Source organism: Bradyrhizobium sp. Ash2021 (genome assembly GCF_031202265.1).
GTDB lineage: Bacteria > Pseudomonadota > Alphaproteobacteria > Rhizobiales > Xanthobacteraceae > Bradyrhizobium.
In genome coordinates this window covers 3,190,966-3,213,470 of sequence record NZ_CP100604.1, presented here as the reverse complement: position 1 = coordinate 3,213,470, position 22,505 = coordinate 3,190,966, and the positions used below count along the sequence as shown (strand labels likewise).

Genomic DNA, 22,505 nt, shown 5'->3' with positions numbered 1-22,505 from the left:
CCGTTCGGCCCGAATGGCCCGGCATTTCATGTTGATATCGGCGCCTCGCGCGCATCGCAAAGAAGTCTGCCAAGGAAGTCTGACATGCAAAGAATGACAATCGTTGCCATAGCCGCGATGCTCGCAGCCGCGCCGGCGTTTGCTGAAGGAACGGGTTCGGGCGCATCCGACGCCGGCACGACGCTCGCCCAGGCCAAACCGGCAGCGATCGCGCCGGCGGGTGCTCCTCCTTCCGCGCACGCCGCGCCGGCAAAGCCGGCGGCGGCCGCCTCCACGCCGGAACAGCGCTCGGCGGCAGCGCTGGCGCTCTCGCACGAACCGACTTTTGACGAAGGCAGCGCGCAACGCATCCGCGAGGCCGCGCTCAGTTACTCTGATCTGGCGGTGCGCGGCGGGTGGCCCATGATTCCGGCGGACGCCAAATTCGCGAATGGCACGCCGGGCCCCAACGACGATCTGCTGCGCAAGCGCCTGATCATCACCGGCGACCTCGCCGCCGACAAGGCGACCGGCGCTTACGACGATGCGCTCGCAGAAGCCGTCAAGCGCTTCCAGGCCCGCCATGGCCTCGCGCTGACGGGGACGGTGACGCCGCGCACGCTGGCCGCGCTCAACGTGCCAGTCCAGAAGCGGATCAGGCAGCTCGAGGCCTCGCTGGAACGCCTCGGCAACATGAATTTCTCGTTCGGCCAGCGCTACGTGGTCGTGAACATTCCCGCGACATTCGCGGAAGCCGTCGAGGACGACAAGGTGGTGCGGCGCTATCGCGTCATCGTCGGCAAGACCGAAAAGCCGTCGCCGACGCTGACCGCCCAAATCACCAGCGTCAATCTCAACCCGACCTGGACCGTGCCGTCCTCGATCGCCAAGACCGAGATTTCGGCGCATATGCGCAAGGATCCCGGCTATCTCTCCCGCATGCACATGGAAGTGCTCGGCGCCAATGACGCGCCGATTGATCCGCATTCGGTGGACTGGTCCGGCGCGCATACGCCGAATTTTACGGTGCGCCAGCAATCCGGCACCTGGAACGCGCTCGGCGCGGTCAAGATCGACATGCCGAATTCCTATTCGGTCTATATGCACGACACCAACCAGCGCAACCTGTTCAACGACGACTACCGCTTCGACTCCCACGGCTGCTCGCGCGTCGACAATGTGCGCGATCTCGCCGCCTGGCTGTTGAAGGACCAGCCGCAATGGAACAGAGCCGCGATCGACGCCGCGATCGCGACCGGCCAGCGCCACGACATTGCGGTGACGAGGAAGGTGCCGGTGGCGTGGATCTATCTGACGGCCTGGATGACCAGGGACCAGACCGTCCAGTTCCGCAACGACATCTACGACCAGGACGAGCAGCTCCTGGAAGCGACCGCCGAGGAAGCCGCGTTCTTCAACAAGGCCGCGGATCATCCGCTGACCGCCCATCTGGCGCAGTAGGGCTCTTGCTTCCCCCTCGCCCCGCCCTTGCGGGGAGAGGGTTGGGGTGAGGGGCTCTCTCCACGCACCCGGACTCGCGGATAGTCCCCCTCACCCGCCGCGCAAGAGCGCAGCGACCTCTCCCCGCAAGCGGGGCGAGGTGAAGAAGCCACCACACCCGCGCATGGATCGGTCCCGGCGCCGGACCTTGCCCGCGATCACCGAAACGTGGCACCACATTCCCAACAAAAAGACCGGTTGATCGGCTTCGGGAGGCGACCATGATGATCCTGCACCACGGCTGGCGTTCCAGCGCGTCGCGCCGGGTGCGGCTGTGCCTTGAGGAAAAGGGCCTTGCCTACGAGGGCCACGTCGTCGACATGACGGCGATGGAGCATCATTCGCCGGAATATTTGAAGATCAATCCGCTGGGGGTGATCCCCCGGCCGCTGCACGAGAGCGGCACGATCTGCGAATATCTCGACGAGACGTTTCCCGACCCACCACTGCGCCCGGACGCGCCGTATCAGCGCGCCCTGATGCGGAACTGGATCCGGCATATCGACGCCCTGATCGGCAATCTCATCATCTTCAACTGGCGGCACCATCTGGCGAAAACCGCGTCGCAATGGACCGACGAGGAGCTCGCCGAAAAACTCAAGAATATCCCGAGCAAGGAGCGCCAGGAAGCCTGGATCCGGGCAGCGCGCAAACCCTACACCGAGGAAGAGCGCGACGCCGCGCGCGGAAAACTGGTGGTGCTGCTCGACAAGATGGAAGAGGCCTTGAAACCCGCGGGCTGGCTGGTCAGCAAAACCTATTCAATCGCGGATATCGCCGCGGCGCCCTTTGTGAAGCGGATCGACGAGGAAATTGCGCCGGATGAAATGACGGCGAAGAAACATCCCCGCGTCCACGACTGGTGGACTAAACTGCAGGCACGGCCGGCCTATCAGCGCGCGAATTTCGGCCCCTTCCTCACCTCCTAAAACCCGAACCGGATCCTGACCCATGCTCGACACTCCCAAAAACGCCGAAAAATCCTACGCCGACGGCAAGATCCTGCAGAGCGTCGCTGACGGCGTCGGAATCATCACCTTCAATAATCCCGACAAGCGCAACGCGATGTCGCTGGAGATGTGGGAGGGGTTCGGCAATGCGCTGGTCGAATTGCGCGACAATCCCGACGTGCGCGTCGTGATCCTGACCGGCGCCGGCGACAAGGCGTTCGTGTCGGGCGCCGATATCAGCCAGTTCGAAAAGACCCGCCATAACGCGGCAGCCTCGGAGGAATATTCCAGACGCAGCGAGGCGCAGCGCGCTTTGCTCGCGAGCTACCCGAAGCCGACGATCGCCTGCATCCGCGGCTTCTGCCTCGGCGGCGGCATGCAGGTCGCGATGATGTCGGACATCCGCTTCGCCGCCGAGAACAGCCAGTTCGGAATTCCCGCCGCCAAGCTCGGCATCGCCTATGGCTATGACGGCCTGAAACATCTGGTCTCGCTGGTCGGGCCGTCCTGGGCGCGGCTCATCATGTACACCGGCATGAAGATCGACTCCGCGGAAGCGTTGCGGATCGGGCTGGTCGACCGCGCCCTGCCCGGCACCGAGCTGTGGGACGCGACGATGGAAATCGCGCGCACCATCTCCGGCAATGCGCCGCTGGCGATCAAGGCCGCCAAAATCACCATCGCCCAGGTGCTGAAGGACGAAAGCCGTCGCGACATGGACGCGATCAAGCAGATCGGCTCCGCCTGCATGGACTCGGAGGATTTTCGCGAGGGCCGCACCGCGTTCATGGAAAAGCGCAAGCCGCGATTCACTGGCAAATAGCCGACGCTCAAAACCACCCGTCGCACATCATCCCGGGGATCAGCATGCACAAGCCCGTCGAAGGGTTCGGCTCAGCCAATGCGCAAACCGAAAAACCGCGGCTGCCGCTGTCGCGTTTCAAGGTCATCGACCTGACGCTGGCACGCGCCGGCCCGTCCTGCGTGCGCACGCTGGCGGATTGGGGCGCCGACGTGATCCGGGTCGAGCCGCCGCCGGAAGATGGCGACGCCGGCGAACTGGTCGGACGGCGCGACGGCTCGGACTTCCAGAACTTGCATCGCAACAAGCGCGCGATCACGTTGAACCTGAAAACCGACGAAGGCCGCGAGATCCTGATGCGGCTCGCCGAACAGGCCGACGTCATCGTCGAGAACATGCGGCCCGGCGTCACCAAACGGCTCGGCGTCGATTTCGAAGCCGTGAAGGCGCGCAATCCGCGCATCGTCTATGGCAGCATTTCCGGCTTCGGCCAGTACGGCCCCTACACCGCGCGGCCCTCGATCGACCAGATCGCGCAGGGCATGAGCGGCATCATGTCGGTGACCGGGCTTCCCGGCCAGGGCCCGGTCCGCGCCGGCGTCGCCGTCACCGATATCATGGCCGGTGCGTTTCTGGCACAGGGAATCCTGATCGCCCTGCTCGACCGCGAAGTTTCAGGCGTTGGCCGCTGGGTGCAGACCTCGCTGATCGAAGCCGGCATCACGCTGCTCGACTTCCAGGCGACGCGCTGGACCATGGACAAAAAGGTGCCGCCGCAGGAAGGCAATTACCATCCGACCAACGTGCCGATGGGGCTTTATCCGACCGCCGACAGTTTTCTCAACCTCGCCGCCACCAGCAACAAGAACTTTCAGCTTTTCTGCAAGCTGATCGGCCGCGAAAAAATGGCGACCGATCCGCGCTTCGCCTCCTCGGTGCTGCGCCGCCGCAACAAGGAAGCGCTCAACGAACTGATCGCCACAGCCTTGCGCGCAAAGACCAGCCGCGAGTGGTTCGAGATGATGGTCGAGGCCGGCATTCCCTGCGGCCCGGTCTACAGCATCCGGGACGTCTTTTCCGACCCGCAGGTCGAGGCGCTGCGCATCAAGCGCCCGGTCACGCATCCCCGGCTCGGCGAACTCGACCTGATCGCACAGCCCTGCGAGATCACGGGATTCGATCGCGAGATCAGAACGGCGACGCCGGATCTCGGCGAGCATAATGACGAAATCTTGCAGTCGCTAGGCTATGACGCGGACGCGATCGCAAAGCTGAAGGCGGCGCGGGCGATATGAAAATTCTTCGGGTGGGTTAGCCCAACGGGTCCACGCAAAGCGCGGCGCGATGGGCGTAACCCACCATTTCAACGACGGCGTTTGAGCGAATAAACGGGGTGTCCACTGCGCCGTCCTATGCACAAAGACCACGTTGCGCCTGGAAAGGCCGCGAAGACCGAAGTCGCTCCCGGTCTCGATCTCGACGCGTGGATCGGTGCGTTGCGCGCACTTCCGGTCGCGCCGGTAACCGAAGCCGACGTTGTCGCCTGGGTCGACGGGCCTTTGCGAAAATTCTTTCACTTCCAGAAATTTCTCCCCGCCTACGGCAATCTGTCCGGTGGCCGCATCCAGATGCGCTCGCTGGTATCGAGCGGGCATTCGCCGGAATTCCTTAGCGGTCTCGAAGGCCGGTTCGACCTGAAAGCGCGCGGCTGCTTTGCGTGGTGGGTGTCCAATCGGAAGGCGTTCATCCTGGACAAGTCAGGTGCGCTGGACGAATCCGGTGTGCCGATTGTCGCCACAAAACGCGAACTCGAAGAGATCGACCGGTTTTCGCTCGGCGTCGTCGCCGCCCACGGCGTCATCGATCCCTTCGTCAATGCCGGGACCTATCTGAGCTTTTCTGGCGTGCCGGAAACCCGGCCGAAGCGAACGCTGGCTGCGCTCGACCTGATCGCGCCGGTACTGCACACACTGTTCCTGCTGACAAAACAGGCCGCGAAACCGGCGATCGATTTAACCGTCTTGACGGATAGGCAACGGGAATTGGTCGACCTCGTCTTGACGGGATTGTCCGACAAGGAAATTGCTCGGCGCCTCTCGATTTCCGACAACACCGTCGGAAATCATTTCCGCGCCATCCACGAGCGGCTCGGCGTCACCAAGCGCAGCCAGCTCATCGCCCTGCTGAAGTAGTCGGGCGCATAGCACTAACGTGCCATCGATTTGGTGGCGGATCGGTGCTGTTCTGATCCCGTTGCTTTCAAGCAGCGACGAGTCCGCAGACGGGGCTGGTCTTCCTCACACAACCGGGAGGCAAACATGAAACTGAATAAAGGCGCGCTGAAGCTCTGCGCCGTTTACACGGTATATTGCTTTGCGCTGATCGCGCTTGGTTACTCGGTCACCGATTTCAAGGGTCGGCTGTATTTCAACGGCTTGGCTTATCTGCCGGCCCTTTTGCCATTCTGCTGGCTGGGTCTCATTCAGAAGGTCAGGCCAGACTCCTGGATCAACACCGTGTTCTTTTTTCTATCCGGCTTCTCTCGTCGTCGTCTATTGGGTCGGCGCGACAATCAGCGCCTTGAGACGGCTGCTGGAGCGGTTGCAGCCATCTACTCCCATCGGCGACGAGCCGCCTGGTTGGCGGCGGCCTCGGTGACGGCCGAAACGCCCCGTCGGGCAATCGCCCATCGCCAGGTTACGTTTGGAAGTGCGATGCCAACACACCCACATCCGTCATTGCGAGCGAAGCGAAGCAATCCATGTCACCACGCCAAGAAAGAATGGATTGCTTCGCTTCGCTCGCAATGACGATGTTGCGCGACTGCCGCCATTCGCCTCGCCTACAGCGCCGCCAGCAGCGCTTTCGCGATATCCGCGGTGCCGTTGCTGCCGCCGAACTCCATCGGCTTGATACCATCCGCGTAAACCTTGTCGACCGCGCGCTCGATTCGTTCGCCGGCTTCGGCGGCGGCCTCGAGGCCGTGCTTGTCGGCGAGCCAGTCCAGCATCATGGCGGCGGAGAGGATCATTCCGGTGGGATTGGCCTTGCCCTGCCCCATAATATCGGGCGCGGTGCCGTGGCAGGGCTGGAACACGGCGTGGCGGTCGCCGATGTCGGCCGAGGGCGCCATGCCCATGCCGCCGATCAGGCCGGCGGTCATGTCGGAGAGGATGTCGCCGAACATGTTCTCCATCACCATCACGTCGAAATCCCAGGGACGCTTGACCAGGAGCGCCGCGCAGGCGTCGACATAGAGCCGGTCGGCCTTGACGTCGGGGTGGCGTTTGGCGGCGTCATCGAACATCTCGCGGAAGAACGCAAACGCCTTGAACACATTGGCCTTGTCGACGCAGGTCAGCCCGCCATTGGCGCGGCCCCGCGCCTTGCGGCGTTCGGCGAGGCGAAACGAGAATTCGAACAGCCGCTCCGAAGTCTTTCGCGTGATCACCAGCGTCTCGCGCGCCTCGGTGCCGGTGACGACGCCCTTGCCCATCGAAGCGAACAGGCCTTCGGTGGATTCCCTAATAACGACGAGATCGATGCCGCGCTGGTCGGCGCCGACGATCGGGCTCGGCACGCCCGGAATCAGCCGCGCCGGGCGCACGCCGGCATAGAGATCGAAATGAAAGCGCAGCTCGACCTGCGGCATGATCTCGGTGTTATCGGGGTAGCGCACCGACGGCAGGCCGCAGGCGCCGAGCAGGATCGCATCCGCCTCGTGGCACAGCCGCACGGTGCTCTCGGGCATCGACTTGCCGGTCTCGCGATAATTGTTGGCGCCGGCCGGCGCATCGGTGAAGCGGAATTTCAGATCGGTGGTCGCCTCGATCTTGCGCAACACTTCGAGCGCCGGCGCCATCACTTCGGGGCCGATGCCATCGCCGCCGAGCACGGCGATGTGGAGGGCGTTATTCGCGGACATGGGGATTCCTTGGCGGGTAGAAAAACAAATCATGGATTTAGTCGTCATTGCGAGCGAAGCGAAGCAATCCATCGTGCAACGAAAAGAGAGAATGGATTGCTTCGTCGCTGCGCTCCTCGCAATGACGGTTGTGAGAGCAGAATCCTACGGCGTCAGCACCGCGCGGCCGACGAGCTTGCCCTTCTGCAGATCGACCAGCGCCTCATTGGCTTTCGACAGCGGCATGGTCGTCACCGGGATCGGAGCGATCTTCCTGGTGCGGACCAGATCGAGCAACTCCTGGGTCTCGCGGAGGTTGCCGACATAGCTGCCCTGGATCGTGATCGCCTTGATCGGGATCAGCGGCAGCGCCCAGGGCGCGCCGCCGCCGAACAGCCCGACGATCACGAGCTTGCCGCCCTTGGTCAGGCAGTCGAAACCGAGTTGCGCGGTCTGTGCGTTGCCGACGAGATCGATCACCGCGCGGATCGGGCCACCGGCCGTTTTCGCGAGTTGCTCCAGCGCGTCGGGCGCCTTGCCGTCGACGGTCGCGAGCGCGCCGGCGGCTTCTGCCGCCTCGCGCTTGCGCGCATCGATATCGACAACGATGGCGCCCTTGCCGCCCATCGCCTTCAGCAGCGACAGCGCCATCAGGCCGAGGCCGCCGGCGCCGAAGATGACGATCGGCGTATGGAAGACGGATTCGACCTTCTTCAGCGCGCTGTAGGTGGTGACGCCGGAACAGGCATAGGGCGCGGCGGTGACGGGATCGAGCCCCTTCAGATCGAGCAGATATTTTGGATGCGGCACCGTCATGTGATCGGCGTAGCCGCCGTCGCAATAGACGCCGATCGAATTCGGCTTGACCACGCACATGTTCTCGTCGCCGCCAAGGCAGGTCTCGCATTTGCCGCAGCCCAGCCAGGGATAGACCAGCGCGACGTCGCCAATCTTGAGATCGCCCTTGTCGCCGGCCGCAACATCGGGCCCGAACGCCAAAATCTCGCCGACGGACTCATGGCCCATCGTGCGCGGCAGCGACACGCCGCGGTCCTTCAGCGACAGCGGCTTGCGGCCATGGCCGAGATCGTAGCCGCCTTCCCAGATGTGCAGGTCGCTGTGGCAGACGCCGGCCGCCTTGACCTTGATCAGCACCTGCGTTCCCGATGGCTGCGGCGTCGGCTGATCCACTTCCTTCAAGGGGGCGTTGAAATCGGCAACCTGGAAACTCTTCATCGCTGCTCTCCCGGTATTATTGTTCTTGACGACGGACACTGCCACGTCCGTCCAACAGGCGCATCTGGATATTCAGATCAGCGGATGATGGCAAGCCGCGAACTGGCCGGGCGCGACAGCGCGAAGTTCCGGCATCTCGCTGCTGCATCGCGCATCCGCGCGGGGGCAGCGGGTGCGAAAACGGCAACCAGAGGGCGGCGCAATCGGCGACGGCGGCTCACCGACCGCCACGCTTTCGGCCGGGCGGACGTCCGGATCGGGCACCGGGATCGCCTCGATCAGCAGCGCGGTATAGGGATGCGCCGGATGGGCGAACAATTGCTCGGACGGCCCCACTTCGCAGAGGCGGCCGAGATACATCACCGCCACGCGGTCGCTGACCGCTTTCACCACGGCCAGATCGTGGGCGATGAACAGCAGCGTCAGCCCGTAGCGCGCCTTCATCTCTTCCAGCAGATTGAGGATCTGCGCACGGATGGAAACGTCGAGCGCCGAGACCGGCTCGTCGCAGATCACAAAGTCCGGATTGAGCACCAGCGCGCGCGCGATGCAGATGCGCTGGCATTGCCCACCGGAGAACTCATGCGGCAGGCGCCCAATCACAAGCTGGGGATCGAGGCCGACCGCACTGAGCGCGTCGCAGACCCGCTGGCTGCGTTCGGCCGGATCCTTGACGCCGGCGATCACCAACGGCTCGGCGATGATGTCGCCGATCCGGCGCCGCGGATTGAGCGAGGCGATCGGGTCCTGAAAAATCAGCTGCACGCGCTGGCGCATCTTGCGCAAGGTGTCGCCGTGCATCGCCGTCAGATCCTGGCCGTCGAACAGCACCTTCCCCGACACCGCCTGGCGCAATTGCAGCACCGCGCGGCCGAGCGTGGATTTGCCGCAGCCGGATTCGCCGACCAGACCAAGCGTCTCGCCGCGCGCGACCTGCAGGCTGACACCGGACACCGCGTGGACGATCTTGCCGCCGACGCCATATTCGACGACGAGATTTTTCACGTCGAGAAGCGGATCGCTCGGGGCTGGCGGGGTGCCGTGCATCATGCGGAGGCCTCAGCCGCGGTCTCAACCGGATGGAAGCAGGCGTACAGATGATCGCGCGATTCAGCTTCGCTGAGCGAAGGCTTCTCCGTCTGGCACCGCGCGTCAGCGTAACGGCAACGCGGCGCGAACGAGCAGCCGGGCAACGGCCGGGTCGGATCGGGCGGCCGTCCGGATATCGCCGGCAGCGGCGTATGCGGGGCGGCATCGATCTTCGGGATCGCCGCCAGCAGCGCCTCGGTGTAGGGCATCCGCATTTTCTTGAACAAGGCCGGCGTCGGCGCGCGCTCCACCACGCGGCCGGCATACATCACCGCCACCTCGTCGGTGCGGCCGGCAACGACGCCGAGGTCATGGGTGATCAGGATCATCGCCATGTGGCGGCGGCGCTGCTCCCGCGCCAGGAGATCGAGAATTTGCGCCTGGATGGTCACATCGAGCGCCGTTGTCGGCTCGTCGGCGATCAAGAGCTTCGGTTCGCACGACAGCGCGATCGCGATCGCCACCCGCTGCCGCATGCCGCCCGAGAGCTGATGCGGGTATTGCATCAAGCGCTGTTCGGGCGCGGGAATACCGACCGCCGCCAGCAGCTCGACGCTGCGTTGTCGCGCCGAGGCCATATCGAGCTCCAGATGCTCCTGCAGCGTCTCCATCAACTGGGTGCCGATGGTCAGCACCGGATTGAGCGAGGTCATCGGGTCCTGGAACACGACCGCCAGCGACCGGCCGCGCAGCTTTCGAAGTTTTTCGGACGCAAGCCGCACCAGATCCTGGCCGTCGAACATCACGCGGCCGGAGAGTTTTGCTTTTTTCGGCAACAGCTGCAGCACCGCCCGCGACAGCATGGTCTTGCCGCAGCCGGATTCGCCGACGACCCCGAGCGTCCGCCCGGCCCCGACCGTGAGGTCGACACGGTCCACCGCGCGCAGATTACCGCGCGGCGTCGGCAAATCGACCGACACATCCTCGATCGAAAGCAGCGCGCCCTCGCTCACAGCGCGCCCTGCCGGGGATCGGTAAGCGCCCGCAAGGTGTCGCCGACCAGATTGAAGGACAGCACGGTCAGGAACATCGCAATCGCCGGCAGGAAGGCGAGCCGCGGCGCCACATCGAGACTCTCGCGCCCCTCCCCGATCATGCTGCCCCAGCTTGAGATCGGCGGCGGCACGCCGAGGCCGAGGAAAGACAGCGAGCCTTCGACCACGATGAAGACGGCAACGCCAAGCAGGAAGAAAGCCAGCAGCGGCAGCAGGACATTGGGCAGCAACTCACGCAGCAGGATGCGCGCATGGGTGGCGCCGAGCGCCTGCGCCGCAATCACGAATTCGCGCCGCGCCAGCGTGAGCGTCGAGGCCCGCGCGACACGCATGAAGGCGGGAACGCCGAGCACACCGAGAATCAAGGTCAGGTTGAGGATCGATTGCCCGAGAAAGGCGGTGACGGCGAGCGCCAGGATCAGCGGCGGGAACGCCAGCAGCACATCCATGCTGCCGACGACATAGGTTTCGAAGCGGCCACGGAAATAGCCCGCGAGTATGCCGAGCGCACCACCGATCGTGAGCCCGATGATCGGCGCGCAGAGACCGACCACCAGCGATATCCGCGCACCATGAATCAGCCGGGACAGTTCGTCGCGCCCGAGCCCGTCGGTACCCAGCCAGTGCGCAAACGAGAACGGCGCCCGCCGTTCCAGCATGTCCATGTCGGTCGGGCTCGGCAGCGGCAGCAAATCGGCCAATATCGCCACCGCAAACACGAAGGTCATCCAGCCGATCGCCATCCAGAACAGCAAGCCGAGCCGGCGCGCGCGCGGCGCCGCTACGGCGGTGACATCTTCATTGAGCGAGAGTTCAAGCGTGGCCATGACGAATCCTGGGATCGAGGACGGCGTAGAGCAGGTCGACGATGAAGTTCATCAGCACGAAGCCCGCGGCGACCAGCAGCACCACGCCCTGCAGGATGATGAGGTCGCGGGTATTGATGGCGCCGACCAGAAGCCGGCCGATCCCCGGCAGTGCAAAGATGGTTTCGACAATGACCGCGCCGCCGATCAATCGCCCGATATTGATTCCGGTGATCGTGATCAGCGTCAGCGACGAGGGTTTCAGCGCGTGCACGAACAGGATACGCGACGCGGTCAATCCCTTGGCCTTGGCCAGCGCGATGTAGTCCTCCTGCAGTGTCGCGATCATGTCGGAACGCAGCACCCGCATGATCCCCGGCCATTCGGCCAGCGCCAGCGTCAGCGCCGGCAACACGAAGAAGCGCAAATTGCCGGTCGGATCTTCCGTGAAGGGCACGTAGCCGGTCGCCGGCAGCCAGCGCAGCTCGACCGCGAACAAATAGATCAGGAGGATGGCGGACAGGAAGGTCGGCACCGAAAGCATGCCGAACGCGCTGCCGGTCATGAAGCGGTCGAACGCGCCGCCGCTGCGCGCCGCGCAGACGATGGCCAAGGGAACGCCGATGGCAAGCCCCATGATCTCGGCCAGCAGCATCAGCTCGAGCGAAACCGGCAGCCGCTCGGTCACCGCCTGCAGCACGGTCTGTCCGGTGCGGAAGGACCGTCCGAAGTCGCCCTGCAGGATATGGCCGAGCCAGCTGACGTAGCGCCACAACACCGGCTGATCGAGCCCCATGTCATGGCGCAACGCCGCGACCTTTTCCGGCGTCGCCTGATCGCCCAGGATCACGTAAGCGAGATCACCCGGCAAGAGCGACGCGATCAAAAATGTCAGCAGCGACACGGCGACCAGGACCGGGATCAGGTACAAGAGCCTTCGAGCGACGAAGAACAGCATCGACGGTTATTCCAGCCAGGTGTCAGATACGTCGATCACCCCGTGATAGATCTTGGGCAGGCCCTTCAGCTTGGACGTCGAGATCGCGTAATAGGTATTCTGGAAGGTCCAGAACCAGATCGCTTCCTTGTTGACGAGCCGGCTGACCGCGCAATAGTCCTCGGTGCGCTTGTCGATCTCTCCCGTAGTCCGGGCATGCTCCAGCAACTGGTCGAGCTCGGGATTGGAATAATTGGCCAGCGCGACCGGACTGCCGGTGTGGAAATTGGCATACATCTGCGGATCGGGATCGGCGAGATCGACGATCCGCCACGGCGTCAGCTGGAACTGGCGCATGAAGGCGCGCGGCACCACGGTGGCCTGGTCGATCTGTTCGATCTCCATATTGGCGCCCGCCTGCTTCCAGAACTGCTGCAGAACCTGGCCGATGGTGCGCCCGCGCGGGGTCGCGGTCACGATCATCTTGAATTCGACCGGCTTGCCGTAATCCTTGATCAGCGCCTTCGCCTTTTCGACATCGAAAGGCAGCGCGCCGTCATCCTTGCACTTCACCCACGAACCGTCGCCGTAGGGATTGCTGGCCGGTCTCGCGAGCCCGTTGGTGATCGCTTGCGACATCTTCTTGCGATCGATCGCCATCACCAGCGCCTGGCGCACGCGGACGTCGTCGAATGGCGGGGTCTTGGTGTTGAAGGCGTAAACCTGGGCGCCGGAGCCGGCATAGGTATGCACCGTCATCTTCGAATCTTTTTGCGCCTTCTGGATGTTATCGGCGTCGTATTCATCGTCCCAGACGATATCCGCCTCGCCCGATTGCAGGCTCGCGAAGCGCGACTGCGCGTCCGGCAGCGGCTTCAGCACGATCCGGTCGAGATAGGGATGGCCCTTGTTCCAGTAGTCCGGATTCTTTTCCAGAACCATGCGGTCGCCGGCGGTCCAGGATTTCAGGATGTAGGGACCGGTACCCACGGGGTTGCGATTGTAGTCGTCGCCCTTGGTCTTCCATGCCGTCGGCGAATGGATGACGTTGTTGGAGCTTTGGATGGTCAGGATCGCCGGAAAGTTCACCGCAGGATCGGTCAGATTGTAGACCAGCGTCGATTCGTCGGGTGCCTGCACGTCGTGAATGCCGGCGATGTAGAAGGCGCAGCGGCACTTGTTGGCGGGATCCTTCTGGCGGTCGAAATTGGCTTTCGCCGCTTCGGCGTTGAACGGCGTGCCGTCATGAAACTTGACGCCCTGACGGAGTTTGAAAGTCCAGGTCTTGTAATCGTCCGAATGGGTCCAGGAGAGCGCGAGCTTCGGCACCGGCTGGCCCTTGTCGTCGAGCCCGACCAGCGTATCGAAAATGGCGGCGGCCGCGGTTTCCGCCGAGGTATCGTAGACGCCGACCTTCAACGGATCGAAGCCGGGGATGTCGAGTTCGAGACCGACCGTGATGCTGCCGCCCTGCTTCTGGGCGCTAGCCGGCCCTGCGCACAGCGCGACGCCAAATCCCGCCACAAGAAATATTCGCGCAAGCGCGTTCGAACCGATCGCCGCCTTCATTCGTGCTCCCTCCAGAATGCATCCGTCCGGTATTCCGGATCGTTGGATGACGGCGGCAGATTGGCTGGAATCGCAGTCTGCGGCAAGGCCGTTGGCGGGTCGCGGATGAAAGGCCGCAGGGGCGAGCCTTCGTTCCGATTGAATCGCAACGAAAGTTCTACCTGTTGTGTTGTCGCGTTTCCTGGCTCAACCGCGCGCCGCCATCGACGGCTTGCCGGCGAAGCCCGCGATTTCGTCCTCGGACAGGCCGGTCTCCTTGAGAAAGGCCACCGTATGTTCGCCGAGCGTCGACATCCGCCTGGCCGCCGATACCGTGGCGCCCGACATGCGGAACGGCAAATTGAGGACCTTGAAAGTCCCGCCGCCGTCCTCAACCTCGGCCAACGCGCCGCGATGGGCGATCTGCGGATCGCGCAAGGCCTCGCTTACCGTGCGATACGCCGAGGAGGGAACGCCGTGATCGTTGAGCGCGACGAGGCATTTGTCGGTCGTCACCGCGCGCGACCATCCCTCCACGCCGTCCATCAGGCTTCCCCAGTGTTCGCGGCGATCGGCATATTTCGCAAAGCGCGGATCGGACACCCATTCCGGATGACCGATCACCTGCATCAGGCTCTGGAAGGTTTTTTCGCTGGCAATGGCGACCATCACATATCCGTCCGATGTTTCGATCGGGCCGAACATCGGCCGCTGCGTCGCCTTCACTTCGAATTGCGACCATTGCAGTTCGTTCAAGGTCAGGCTGAGCATCGATTCCAGCATCGACACGTCGATGTGCTGGCCCTTCCCGCTTCCGGCGCGCTGGTACAACGCCGCCGAAATGGCGCCGAAGGCATAGACGCCGGTGAGGACGTCGGCGTGATAGATGCCGCAATAGTCCGGCCGGCTGCGTCCGGGCTGGTAGGCCAGATGGGCCATTTCATAGCCCGAGGCGGCATGAATCACGGGCGCATAGGCCGGCAGTTCCGCCGACGGCCCGGTCTGGCCGTATCCGGAGATCGAGCAGTAGATCAGTTTCGGATTGAACTCCCCGAGCGATGCATAATCGAGCTTCAATCGCCGCATCACGCCCGGCCGAAAATTCTCGACCAGCACGTCCGCGCCCGCAACCAGCCGGCGCACGACCTCGATCCCGCTGGGCGATTTCAGATCGAGCACCACGCTCTTCTTGCCGACATTGAGCTGGCCGAACGTGGTGCTGCAGCTGTCGCGCAGCGGCGGCCGGGTTCGCATCGTCTCGCCTTCGGCGGTTTCGATCTTGATGACCTCCGCGCCCATGTCGGCGAGCATCCGCGTGCAATGAGGTCCGGCAATCGTGGTCGAAAAATCGAGGACGCGCAGGCCTGCGAAGCTCTTTGTCAAATTACCCTCATCGTTACCGGCTATTGTCATTCTCAAGGCTCCCTCGACCGCGCGTCGTTTTTGTTTTTCCAGTGCGGCGTGACCCCAGGTTGCGCCGAGCCGACAGGGAAGCGTTCCCCACTTGAAAGGCCTGCCCGACGCTCACAGGTGAGTCAAAAGAAAATTGGACCCATTCTTGCTTACCCCTTGTCAGGGTTGGAACGAGGGCGTTTTTTGAAGGTCCTGTTTGTCACCACGGAGATGGACGATTTTGTCCGCGTTGGCGGTCTCGCCGCCGTTTCCGCGGCCCTGCCCCGGGCACTGCGTCCCTGGGGCGATATCAGGATTATGCTGCCGGGCTATCGGGATGTCGTCGAACAGTTCACCCATATTGAAATCGTTGGGCAATGCGCGCCTTTGGCGGAAATGCCGGCCTGCTCGCTCGGGCGGGCATCGACCCGGGACGGGCTGCCGGTTTACGTCCTGCTGTGCCCCCAATTGTACGACCGTCCGGGCAATCCCTACGGCGATGAATCGGGCCGCGACTGGCCCGATAACGATATCCGCTTCGGAAGATTGGCGTCCGCCGCAGCCGAACTCGCCGCGGGCACTTTGGACAAGAATTGGGCAGCGGACCTGGTCCACGCCAATGACTGGCAGGCCGCACTCACGCCAGCCTACCTCACCTGGAAGGGCGCGCGGATCCCGTCCATTCTGACCATCCACAATCTGGCCTATCAGGGGATATTCCCCAAGGAGTCCCTGCGGCGGATCGGCGCGCCGGAGAGCTCCTTCCATATCAATGGCGTCGAGTTTTACGACAAATTGTCGTTTCTCAAAGGCGGCCTCGTCTATGCCTCGCACCTGACCACCGTCAGTGCGAACTATGCCAGGGAGATCACGACGCAGGAACTCGGCTGCGGGCTCGAAGGTCTGCTCCGCGTCCGCTCCGACGCCGACCAGCTGACGGGGATATTGAACGGCATCGACGAAAGCTGGGATCCCAGGTTCTGCGCGCAGCTGGCGCAGCCGTTTGGCGCCGGCGACTGGAACGGCAAGCAGGCCAACGCGGATTACGTCCGCAAGCAGTTTGGACTGGCGGTATCCCGCGGTCCGATTTTCGGGCTCGTCGCGCGTCTGGTTCATCAGAAGGGCGTCGATCTCGTATTGCAGGCCGCCGACAAGATCATCGAGGCCGGCGGACAGATTATCGTCACCGGAAGCGGCGAGCCGGAGATCGAACAGGCCCTGGTCGATGCGCATCGCCGCAGGCCGGATGCGATCGGGGTCACGATCGGATTCAACGACGGCCAGGCGCGGCGGATTTTCGCGGGCAGCGATTTCACGCTGATGCCGTCGCGGTTCGAGCCGTGCGGGCTGAGCCAGATGTATGCGCAGCGGTTCGGATCGCTGCCGATCGGTCACCAGACCGGCGGGTTGGCCGAAACCATCAAGGACGGCGAAACCGGATTTCTGTTCTCGCAACCATCGGCCGAATCCTTCCTCGGCGGCATCCGCCGCGCCTTCGAGACGTTCATGGCAAAGGACCGCCTCGACTCCATGCGCCGCAGCGCGATGGCGCGATCGTTCAGCTGGGATCTTTCGGCGGCCTATTACAGCGCGCTGTATCGGAAGACGTTGGGCACCGCTTGAGCCCCGCTCACTCCGCCGCTTCCGGCAAGATCTCCATCTGCTCGTGAAGAACGACGCCCGCGAGCGGATCGAACTCGCCGACCCACGGCCTGCGCTCGAGCACGGCTTTGGTATGGCGATAGCCGGCGTCCCAGCGCTGCATGATGCCGGACGGACTGAAGTCGATGTCCTTGGTGTGGTTCTCGCGATTGAGCTGCGGCGCCAGCAACCGCACCACGTGCATCCGCGTCGGACAGCCATAGCTCGCCAGTTCGCGCACCGCTTCGCTTTGGCGTTCGGCCTCCGGTAGCCGCGCCGCGAGCTGGTTGATGACATGGCGCAGGCGATGCGCCTGCTCCTGACGCGCGATCTGGCTGGCGATCCGGCTCGAATACTGCACGTCCTTGTGCCGGTTCAGCACTTCCGCCATCGTGGTCGGCTCCGCGCCGGACGGATTCCACAAATGCACGGCGAAGATCAGCGAATTCTTGCGCGGGCTGTCGTCGAACACGGCTTCGGTCGGCGAGTTCGAAAGGATGCCGCCATCCCAATACAGTTCGTCATCGATGCGCACGGCGGGAAATGCCGGCGGCAGCGCGCCTGAGGCCATGATGTGCTTGACGCCAAGTTCGCCGTCGCGGCTGTCGAAATACCGCATCTGGCTGGAGCGGACGTGGGCGGCGCCGACAGTCAGGCGCAGCGTGCAGCGGTTGACCAGATCGAAATCGACCAGCTCGGTCAGCGTCCGCTCCAGCGGCGAAGTCGAATAATAGCCGGCCTGGTCGGCGCCAAGCGGATAGCTCTCGCCGGCATGCGCCAGCGGGTTCGGCCGGAAGAAGCCAGGAATGCCGTTGGTCACCGTCGACCAGTAGGACAGCTTTTCGTTGAAGCCGGGAAATATGTCGCGAAAATTCCAGATTGGATTCTGCTCCATCTTCTTCCAGAATTCCCGCAACCGCGGCAGCCGGTTTTGCGGCGAATTGCCCGCGATCAGGCTGGCATTGATGGCGCCGATCGAGGTGCCGATGATCCAGTCCGGCTCGATGCCAGCCTCATGCAGCGCCTGATAGACGCCGGCCTGATAGGAGCCGAGCGCACCGCCGCCCTGCAGCACCAGCACGACCTGACCCGGTTCGGACTTGCCCAGCGGGCTCATATTCGGCGAAGTGCAGTTGTCCTGACCGTCAATCATGTCACGCTCCCTTTGGATATCTAGCACGCTCCCAGAGGTTCGCGCGCGATCTGCATTTGTTACCTCAGCCGTTCACATTTCAGTGTGCGGTCCAGCCGCCGTCGACCGGCAGCGCGATGCCGGTGATCGACGCCGCCGCGTCGCTGGCAAGAAACACCGTGAGCGCGCCCGTCGCGGTTCGAGCCGTGCGGGTTGAGCCAGATGTATGCGCAGCGGTTCGGATCGCTGCCGATCGGTCACCAGACCGGCGCGTTGGCCGAGACCATCAAGGACGGCGAAACCGGATTTTTGTTCGCGCAACCCCCGACCGAATCCTTCCTCGGCGGCATCCGCCGCGCCTTCGAGACGTTCATGGCAAAGGACCGCCTCGACTCCATGCGCCGCAGCGCGATGGCGCGGTCGCTCGGCTGGGACCTTTCGGCCGCCTATTACAGCGCGCTGTATCGGAAGACCGTCGGCGCCTAGGCGGGCTTGAACACCTCTTCTTTGGTCCGCCGCGTTTCCGGCATGATGAGCCAGATCATCGCAAGACCCAGTGCGGCGACGGCCGCGAGGCCGATGAAAGCCGTGTTGCTGCCGAGCTTGTCGCTGACGTAACCGGCGAGCACGGTGCTGAACGATGCCCCGATGCCGATTGCGGTGCCGACGATGCCCTGCGCAAAGTTGAAGTGACCGCTGCCGAAGGCAATGTCGGCCACGATCAGCGGCACCATGACGCTGAACACCGCGGCGGTGATGCCGTCGAACACCTGCACGGCGACCAGCAAATAGGGGTCTTTCACGATCGCAAACAGCAATCCGCGGATCGCCAGCGCCGCGAACGCCAGCAGCAGCAGCGGCCGCCTGCCCCACGCCTGCGCCTTGCGTCCGACCGATGGCGAGGTCAGCGCCACGATCGCCTGCGGCACGATGATGCAGGCCGCGATCAAAACCGGCGCCCACTGGCTCGATCTCGTCGTGACCACGCCCGCCATCAGCGGCAGCATCGCGGCGTTGGCGAGCTGGAACAGCAACATGCTGGCGGCAAAGATCAATAGCGGGCGCTGACGCACGAGATGGAACACGCTGGTGGCTTCGGCGTCCGGTTTGTCGCGCACGACCTCGCCATGGCATTGCGCGACGTCGATCTCCCGCTCGCGGATCCGCCCCAGCGCCAGCAGCGTCGGTATCGCCAGGATGAAGGTGACGAGGAATACCGATCGGCTCGACACCAGATAGCCGCACGCCCCCATCAGCGCCGCCGCCGAGCCGTTGCCCAGCGACGCAAAGCGGGCATTTCGCCCGAGCCGTTCGCCGATCGCGAGCGGTCCGACCAGGCCAAGGCTGATCGCGGCAATCGCGGGACCGAGCACGCAGCTCGCGAGCGCATGCAGCGTCGCGGCCGCCGCCACCACGGGAAAGATCGGCCACACCGCGTAGGCCAGCGCGCTGGTGCCGATAGTGGCGACCGCAAGGCCTGCCATCAGCCGTTCGGAACGCGCGGCATCGACGATCGCTCCGCCCGGCATCTGCCCGATCAGGCCGATGATGCCGCCGATCGACAGCACAAAGCCGATCTCGACCTGGGTCCATTTCTGCGTGGTGAGATAGACCGCAACGAAGGGGCCGAAACCGGTCTGAACGTCGGCCAGAAAGAAGATGAACCAGTCAAGCCCGTGCTGGCTTTCGCGCGATGGCTGCGGCCGGGGGGCGAGCGGCGGCTCCGGAGGAAGCGGCACAAACTTATCGCGGCCGGCCGATCGCTTGCGACGATCGTCGTCTATCCGATCCAGCGAGGGGGACGGATGCGCGACCAGATCATTCTCCATCAGTGATCAAATTCCCAGGGGTGCAGACTACCCGCCGCGCCAAGCACAATAAGCGGCGTGTCTTCCTTGTATTCCGGAGCCGCCGTTACCTGCTGCTTGGTCAACTCAAGTGTGATGCTGTCGCTCTTGTTGGCAACGCTGCCGAAGTGAAGCGCGTTCCAGTCGACGACGATTTTTCGGCTGCCGACACCGAGGAAGCCGCCGAAATCGATCACGGCGGCGCGTACCGTGCCTTCGCGATCCACGATCGCGTCGACGATGCGCCCCATGTCCTCGTTGGCGGCGCTGCGGACCTCGCGGCCGAGGATTCCGTGTGCATCGCGGGCGCCGATTACGGTGACCGATGGCGGCGGCGCGGGTTCTTTCGCAGCCCCTTGGGGTGCAGTTTTGCTCGCTGGTGGCGCACCGGAATCATCCGCCGCCCGGGCGGCGGCGAATACCGCAAGAGCCCCCGCGACCAACACGATCAACATCCTTGCCCGCATGTGGCTCTCCCTTAACGCCGGAAGCACTATCGCGCGCACAAACTCCTATTGCGTCAGCACGATCGACACCTGAATCTGGCCGCGCGTGCGCAACACCTCGAGCGAGACGTCCTCGCCGTGGCGGCGGACCCGCAAATCGACGCTCGACGGCCCAAGCAGCAGGTCGCGCAACACCACCTCATTGAGGAATTCGGGCAGACGCGGATTGCGCAGGCGGATCTCGCCGCGCGCGGCGTCGAATTCGAGACCGAGGGCGGCCTCCAGCAGGCTGAAGGGCGTGGCGCTGGCCCAGGCCTGCGGCGCGCAGGCGACCGGATAGAGCACCGGCCCGCGCCGCCGCTCGCGCCGGAACCCGCAGAACAGTTCGGGCAGCCGCCGCAGGTCCATGTAGCTCGCGGCGTCGAACAGGCCCTTGAACAGCTGCGCCACCGAATGCTTCAGGCCGTAGTGCGCGAAGCCGAGCGCGATCAGCGCATTATCGTGCGGCCAGATCGACCCGTCGTGATAGGACATCGGATTGTAGCGAGCTTCGCCAAGCGCAACCGTGCGGATGCCCCATCCCGAAAAGAATTTCTGGCTCATCAGATTAGCCGCAACCAGGCGGGCGCGGTCTTTCCGCACCACGCCGGTGAACAGGAGCTGCCCGGCGTTGGAGGTCCGCACCCTGCACGGCTGCTTCGTGCCATCGAGCGCCAGCGCGTAGGTGCCGAGCCCCTCGCACCAGAACGCCTCCTCGAAACGCTCGGCGAGAAGCAAGGCTTCCGATTCCAGCCTGGCAGAAATGTCGGTCATGCCGAGGCGGCGAGCGCATCGCGCCGCCAGCCGCTTGCCGGCGAACACATAGCCCTGCACTTCCGCCAGCGCGATGTAGCCTTCCGCCAGTTGCCCATTGGCGTGAAAAATCGCGTCGAAGGAATCCTTCCAGCCCTGATTGGCCAGCCCCTGCTCGGTGGCGCGTTGATATTCAACAAAACCGTCCTGGTCGGGATCGCCGGGACCGTCGATCCACCGCAACGCTGCCTCGATCGCAGGCCACAATTCGGCCAGCGTTTCCTCGTCGCCGGTGCGTTCGACGTAGAGCCCGGCCAGCAGCACGAATAGCGGCGTCGAATCGACGCTGCCGTAATATTGCGCGAACGGCACCTCGCGCAGCGCTGCCATCTCGCCGCCGCGCATCTCGTGCAGAATCTTTCCGGGCTCGGCGTCGTTAAGCGGATCCGCGGCCTTGGCCTGGAAGAAGGCTAGCCGCTTGAGCACGCCCTTGGCGATGCGCGGATCGACCCACAGCATCTGCAGCGCCGTGATCAGGCCGTCGCGGCCGAACGTCGTGGAGTACCAGGGAATGCCGGCATAGGGATAGCGGCCCTGCGGGGTTTCCGTCATCAGCATGTTAAGGTCGGCCATCGCCTGGCACAGCACCTCGTTGAAGATGCTGTTCGAGGTCTCGATGCTGGCCGCACCTGCAGTCAAACATCGCATCTCGCGGCGGTGCGCCAGCAGGCCGCGGAAGAACGGCACCGGCTTTTGCATGATCGGCCTGTTGCAGGACACCGCGATGAAAAGCGACGTGGCCTGTTGCGGCGCCAGGTCGAAATGATAGGTCGCGGCATTGACCGAAAGCCGCGTCGGCCGCGGCTCGAAATGCAGCGCGGTGATCCGCGACTGGGCGTCAAGCCCGCTATATTCCAGCACCACATCGGTCGGACCCAATAGCTTGCTCGAGCCGATGCCGCGGCGCGGGCGGCGTTCGCCGCGGACCTCGAACAAGTCGGCAAAGTCATTGTCGAACAACAATGTCAGGTCGAAACTCGCCGGCCGGTCGCCGTGGTTTTGCAGACCGATCCGCTGATAGGCGGTGCCGCGCCACAGGAAGATCGTGCGCACGATGTGCAGCGTATCCTTCTGCAACACCAGCCGGCCGTTGCGGTACACGTCGGAATTGGTGAGGTCGATACTCAGCGCCGAATTGTCGTCGCGCAGGTTGGAGCCGAGCAGCAACGGCTGGACTTCGTCCAGCACCATTTCAAGCCGGGCGAGGTAACGGGTGTCGGCATTGAACAGCCCGTCGGGTCCGCCGGCGGAAGCGCCGATATCGCCGTGGCTGTCGAGCACGATAAAGGTGTCGTCATGCTTGAGCGAGCACCGCGGCCGCGCCGCGGGGCCCGTCATCGGGATGTAGAACGGGGATTCGGATACCTGCTCGACGGAACGGACCGCCGTCAGTTGAGTCACGACTTCCGCTGCCATTTCGACCTCAAGCAGTTTTCAGGCTGGCGACCG

Annotated in this window: 19 protein-coding genes and 2 pseudogenes; 8 read left to right on the top strand and 13 right to left on the bottom strand. The window is 64.0% G+C overall.

Features of this window, described 5'->3' with window-relative positions; all coding sequences use genetic code 11:
* Positions 1-84 precede the first annotated feature (84 nt).
* From NL528_RS15385 to NL528_RS15360, 6 genes are all read left to right on the top strand, one after another.
* Positions 85-1,440, top strand: coding sequence for a L,D-transpeptidase family protein (locus NL528_RS15385; protein ID WP_309183525.1), 1,356 nt, complete (start codon positions 85-87; stop codon positions 1,438-1,440).
* A gap of 260 nt (positions 1,441-1,700) precedes the next feature.
* Positions 1,701-2,408, top strand: coding sequence for a glutathione S-transferase family protein (locus tag NL528_RS15380; protein WP_309183524.1), 708 nt, complete (start codon positions 1,701-1,703; stop codon positions 2,406-2,408).
* A gap of 22 nt (positions 2,409-2,430) precedes the next feature.
* Entirely contained in the window at positions 2,431-3,252 is an 822-nt protein-coding gene (locus NL528_RS15375; protein ID WP_309183523.1) for an enoyl-CoA hydratase, read from the top strand.
* A gap of 44 nt (positions 3,253-3,296) precedes the next feature.
* On the top strand, positions 3,297-4,526 hold the full coding sequence (locus tag NL528_RS15370; RefSeq protein WP_309183522.1) for a CaiB/BaiF CoA-transferase family protein: 1,230 nt from the start codon (positions 3,297-3,299) through the stop codon (positions 4,524-4,526).
* A gap of 117 nt (positions 4,527-4,643) precedes the next feature.
* The gene (locus NL528_RS15365) at positions 4,644-5,423 is read left to right on the top strand and encodes a LuxR C-terminal-related transcriptional regulator (RefSeq protein WP_309183521.1); all 780 of its coding nucleotides are present in this window, start codon (positions 4,644-4,646) and stop codon (positions 5,421-5,423) included.
* A 126-nt stretch (positions 5,424-5,549) separates the two neighbouring features.
* Positions 5,550-6,041 carry a hypothetical protein gene (locus tag NL528_RS15360; RefSeq protein WP_309183520.1) on the top strand — a complete coding sequence of 164 codons (492 nt, stop codon included), beginning with the start codon at positions 5,550-5,552 and terminating at the stop codon, positions 6,039-6,041.
* Between the two features lie 32 nt (positions 6,042-6,073).
* Here NL528_RS15360 and NL528_RS15355 read toward each other — a convergent pair whose 3' ends face one another.
* The 8 genes from NL528_RS15355 to NL528_RS15320 form a co-directional block, all read right to left on the bottom strand.
* On the bottom strand, positions 6,074-7,156 hold the full coding sequence (locus tag NL528_RS15355; protein WP_309183519.1) for an isocitrate/isopropylmalate dehydrogenase family protein: 1,083 nt from the start codon (positions 7,154-7,156) through the stop codon (positions 6,074-6,076).
* Between the two features lie 144 nt (positions 7,157-7,300).
* Entirely contained in the window at positions 7,301-8,371 is a 1,071-nt protein-coding gene (locus NL528_RS15350) for an alcohol dehydrogenase (protein WP_309183518.1), read from the bottom strand.
* A gap of 72 nt (positions 8,372-8,443) precedes the next feature.
* A complete protein-coding gene (locus NL528_RS15345; RefSeq protein WP_309183517.1) occupies positions 8,444-9,421 on the bottom strand; it encodes an oligopeptide/dipeptide ABC transporter ATP-binding protein in 978 nt (325 codons plus the stop codon).
* Entirely contained in the window at positions 9,418-10,413 is a 996-nt protein-coding gene (locus NL528_RS15340) for an ABC transporter ATP-binding protein (protein WP_309183515.1), read from the bottom strand. Before NL528_RS15340 ends, NL528_RS15345 begins: the two co-directional genes overlap by 4 nt.
* Complete coding sequence (locus NL528_RS15335; protein ID WP_309183514.1) at positions 10,410-11,282, bottom strand: ABC transporter permease; 873 nt, start codon at positions 11,280-11,282, stop codon at positions 10,410-10,412. The genes NL528_RS15340 and NL528_RS15335 overlap by 4 nt, the downstream gene beginning before the upstream one ends.
* A complete protein-coding gene (locus tag NL528_RS15330) occupies positions 11,269-12,219 on the bottom strand; it encodes an ABC transporter permease (protein WP_309183513.1) in 951 nt (316 codons plus the stop codon). Before NL528_RS15330 ends, NL528_RS15335 begins: the two co-directional genes overlap by 14 nt.
* A gap of 6 nt (positions 12,220-12,225) precedes the next feature.
* The gene (locus tag NL528_RS15325; RefSeq protein WP_309183512.1) at positions 12,226-13,767 is read right to left on the bottom strand and encodes an ABC transporter substrate-binding protein; all 1,542 of its coding nucleotides are present in this window, start codon (positions 13,765-13,767) and stop codon (positions 12,226-12,228) included.
* A 186-nt stretch (positions 13,768-13,953) separates the two neighbouring features.
* A complete protein-coding gene (locus NL528_RS15320; protein WP_309183510.1) occupies positions 13,954-15,159 on the bottom strand; it encodes a CoA transferase in 1,206 nt (401 codons plus the stop codon).
* A gap of 210 nt (positions 15,160-15,369) precedes the next feature.
* Between NL528_RS15320 and glgA the strand changes: the two genes are divergently transcribed.
* Complete coding sequence (gene glgA / locus NL528_RS15315) at positions 15,370-16,761, top strand: glycogen synthase GlgA (RefSeq protein WP_375144056.1); 1,392 nt, start codon at positions 15,370-15,372, stop codon at positions 16,759-16,761.
* A gap of 7 nt (positions 16,762-16,768) precedes the next feature.
* On the opposite strand, the gene NL528_RS15310 is transcribed toward glgA, so the two are convergent.
* On the bottom strand, positions 16,769-17,932 hold the full coding sequence (locus tag NL528_RS15310; RefSeq protein ID WP_309183508.1) for a patatin-like phospholipase family protein: 1,164 nt from the start codon (positions 17,930-17,932) through the stop codon (positions 16,769-16,771).
* A 79-nt stretch (positions 17,933-18,011) separates the two neighbouring features.
* Positions 18,012-18,101, bottom strand: a pseudogene (locus NL528_RS15305) (3-hydroxybutyrate dehydrogenase); the annotation flags it as partial.
* On the opposite strand from NL528_RS15305, the pseudogene NL528_RS15300 reads away from it, so the two are divergent.
* Positions 18,101-18,397, top strand: a pseudogene (locus NL528_RS15300) (glycosyltransferase); the annotation flags it as partial. The pseudogenes NL528_RS15305 and NL528_RS15300 sit on opposite strands and share 1 nt — an antisense overlap.
* Here the strand turns inward: NL528_RS15300 and NL528_RS15295 are convergent.
* The 3 genes from NL528_RS15295 to NL528_RS15285 are packed head-to-tail and all read right to left on the bottom strand — an operon-like array spanning position 18,394 to position 22,472.
* On the bottom strand, positions 18,394-19,740 hold the full coding sequence (locus NL528_RS15295; protein WP_309183507.1) for an MFS transporter: 1,347 nt from the start codon (positions 19,738-19,740) through the stop codon (positions 18,394-18,396). The pseudogene NL528_RS15300 and the gene NL528_RS15295 overlap by 4 nt on opposite strands.
* On the bottom strand, positions 19,740-20,225 hold the full coding sequence (locus tag NL528_RS15290) for a PRC-barrel domain-containing protein (RefSeq protein ID WP_375144015.1): 486 nt from the start codon (positions 20,223-20,225) through the stop codon (positions 19,740-19,742). The genes NL528_RS15295 and NL528_RS15290 overlap by 1 nt, the downstream gene beginning before the upstream one ends.
* A gap of 45 nt (positions 20,226-20,270) precedes the next feature.
* On the bottom strand, positions 20,271-22,472 hold the full coding sequence (locus NL528_RS15285) for an amylo-alpha-1,6-glucosidase (RefSeq protein WP_309183506.1): 2,202 nt from the start codon (positions 22,470-22,472) through the stop codon (positions 20,271-20,273).
* Positions 22,473-22,505: the final 33 nt, after the last annotated feature.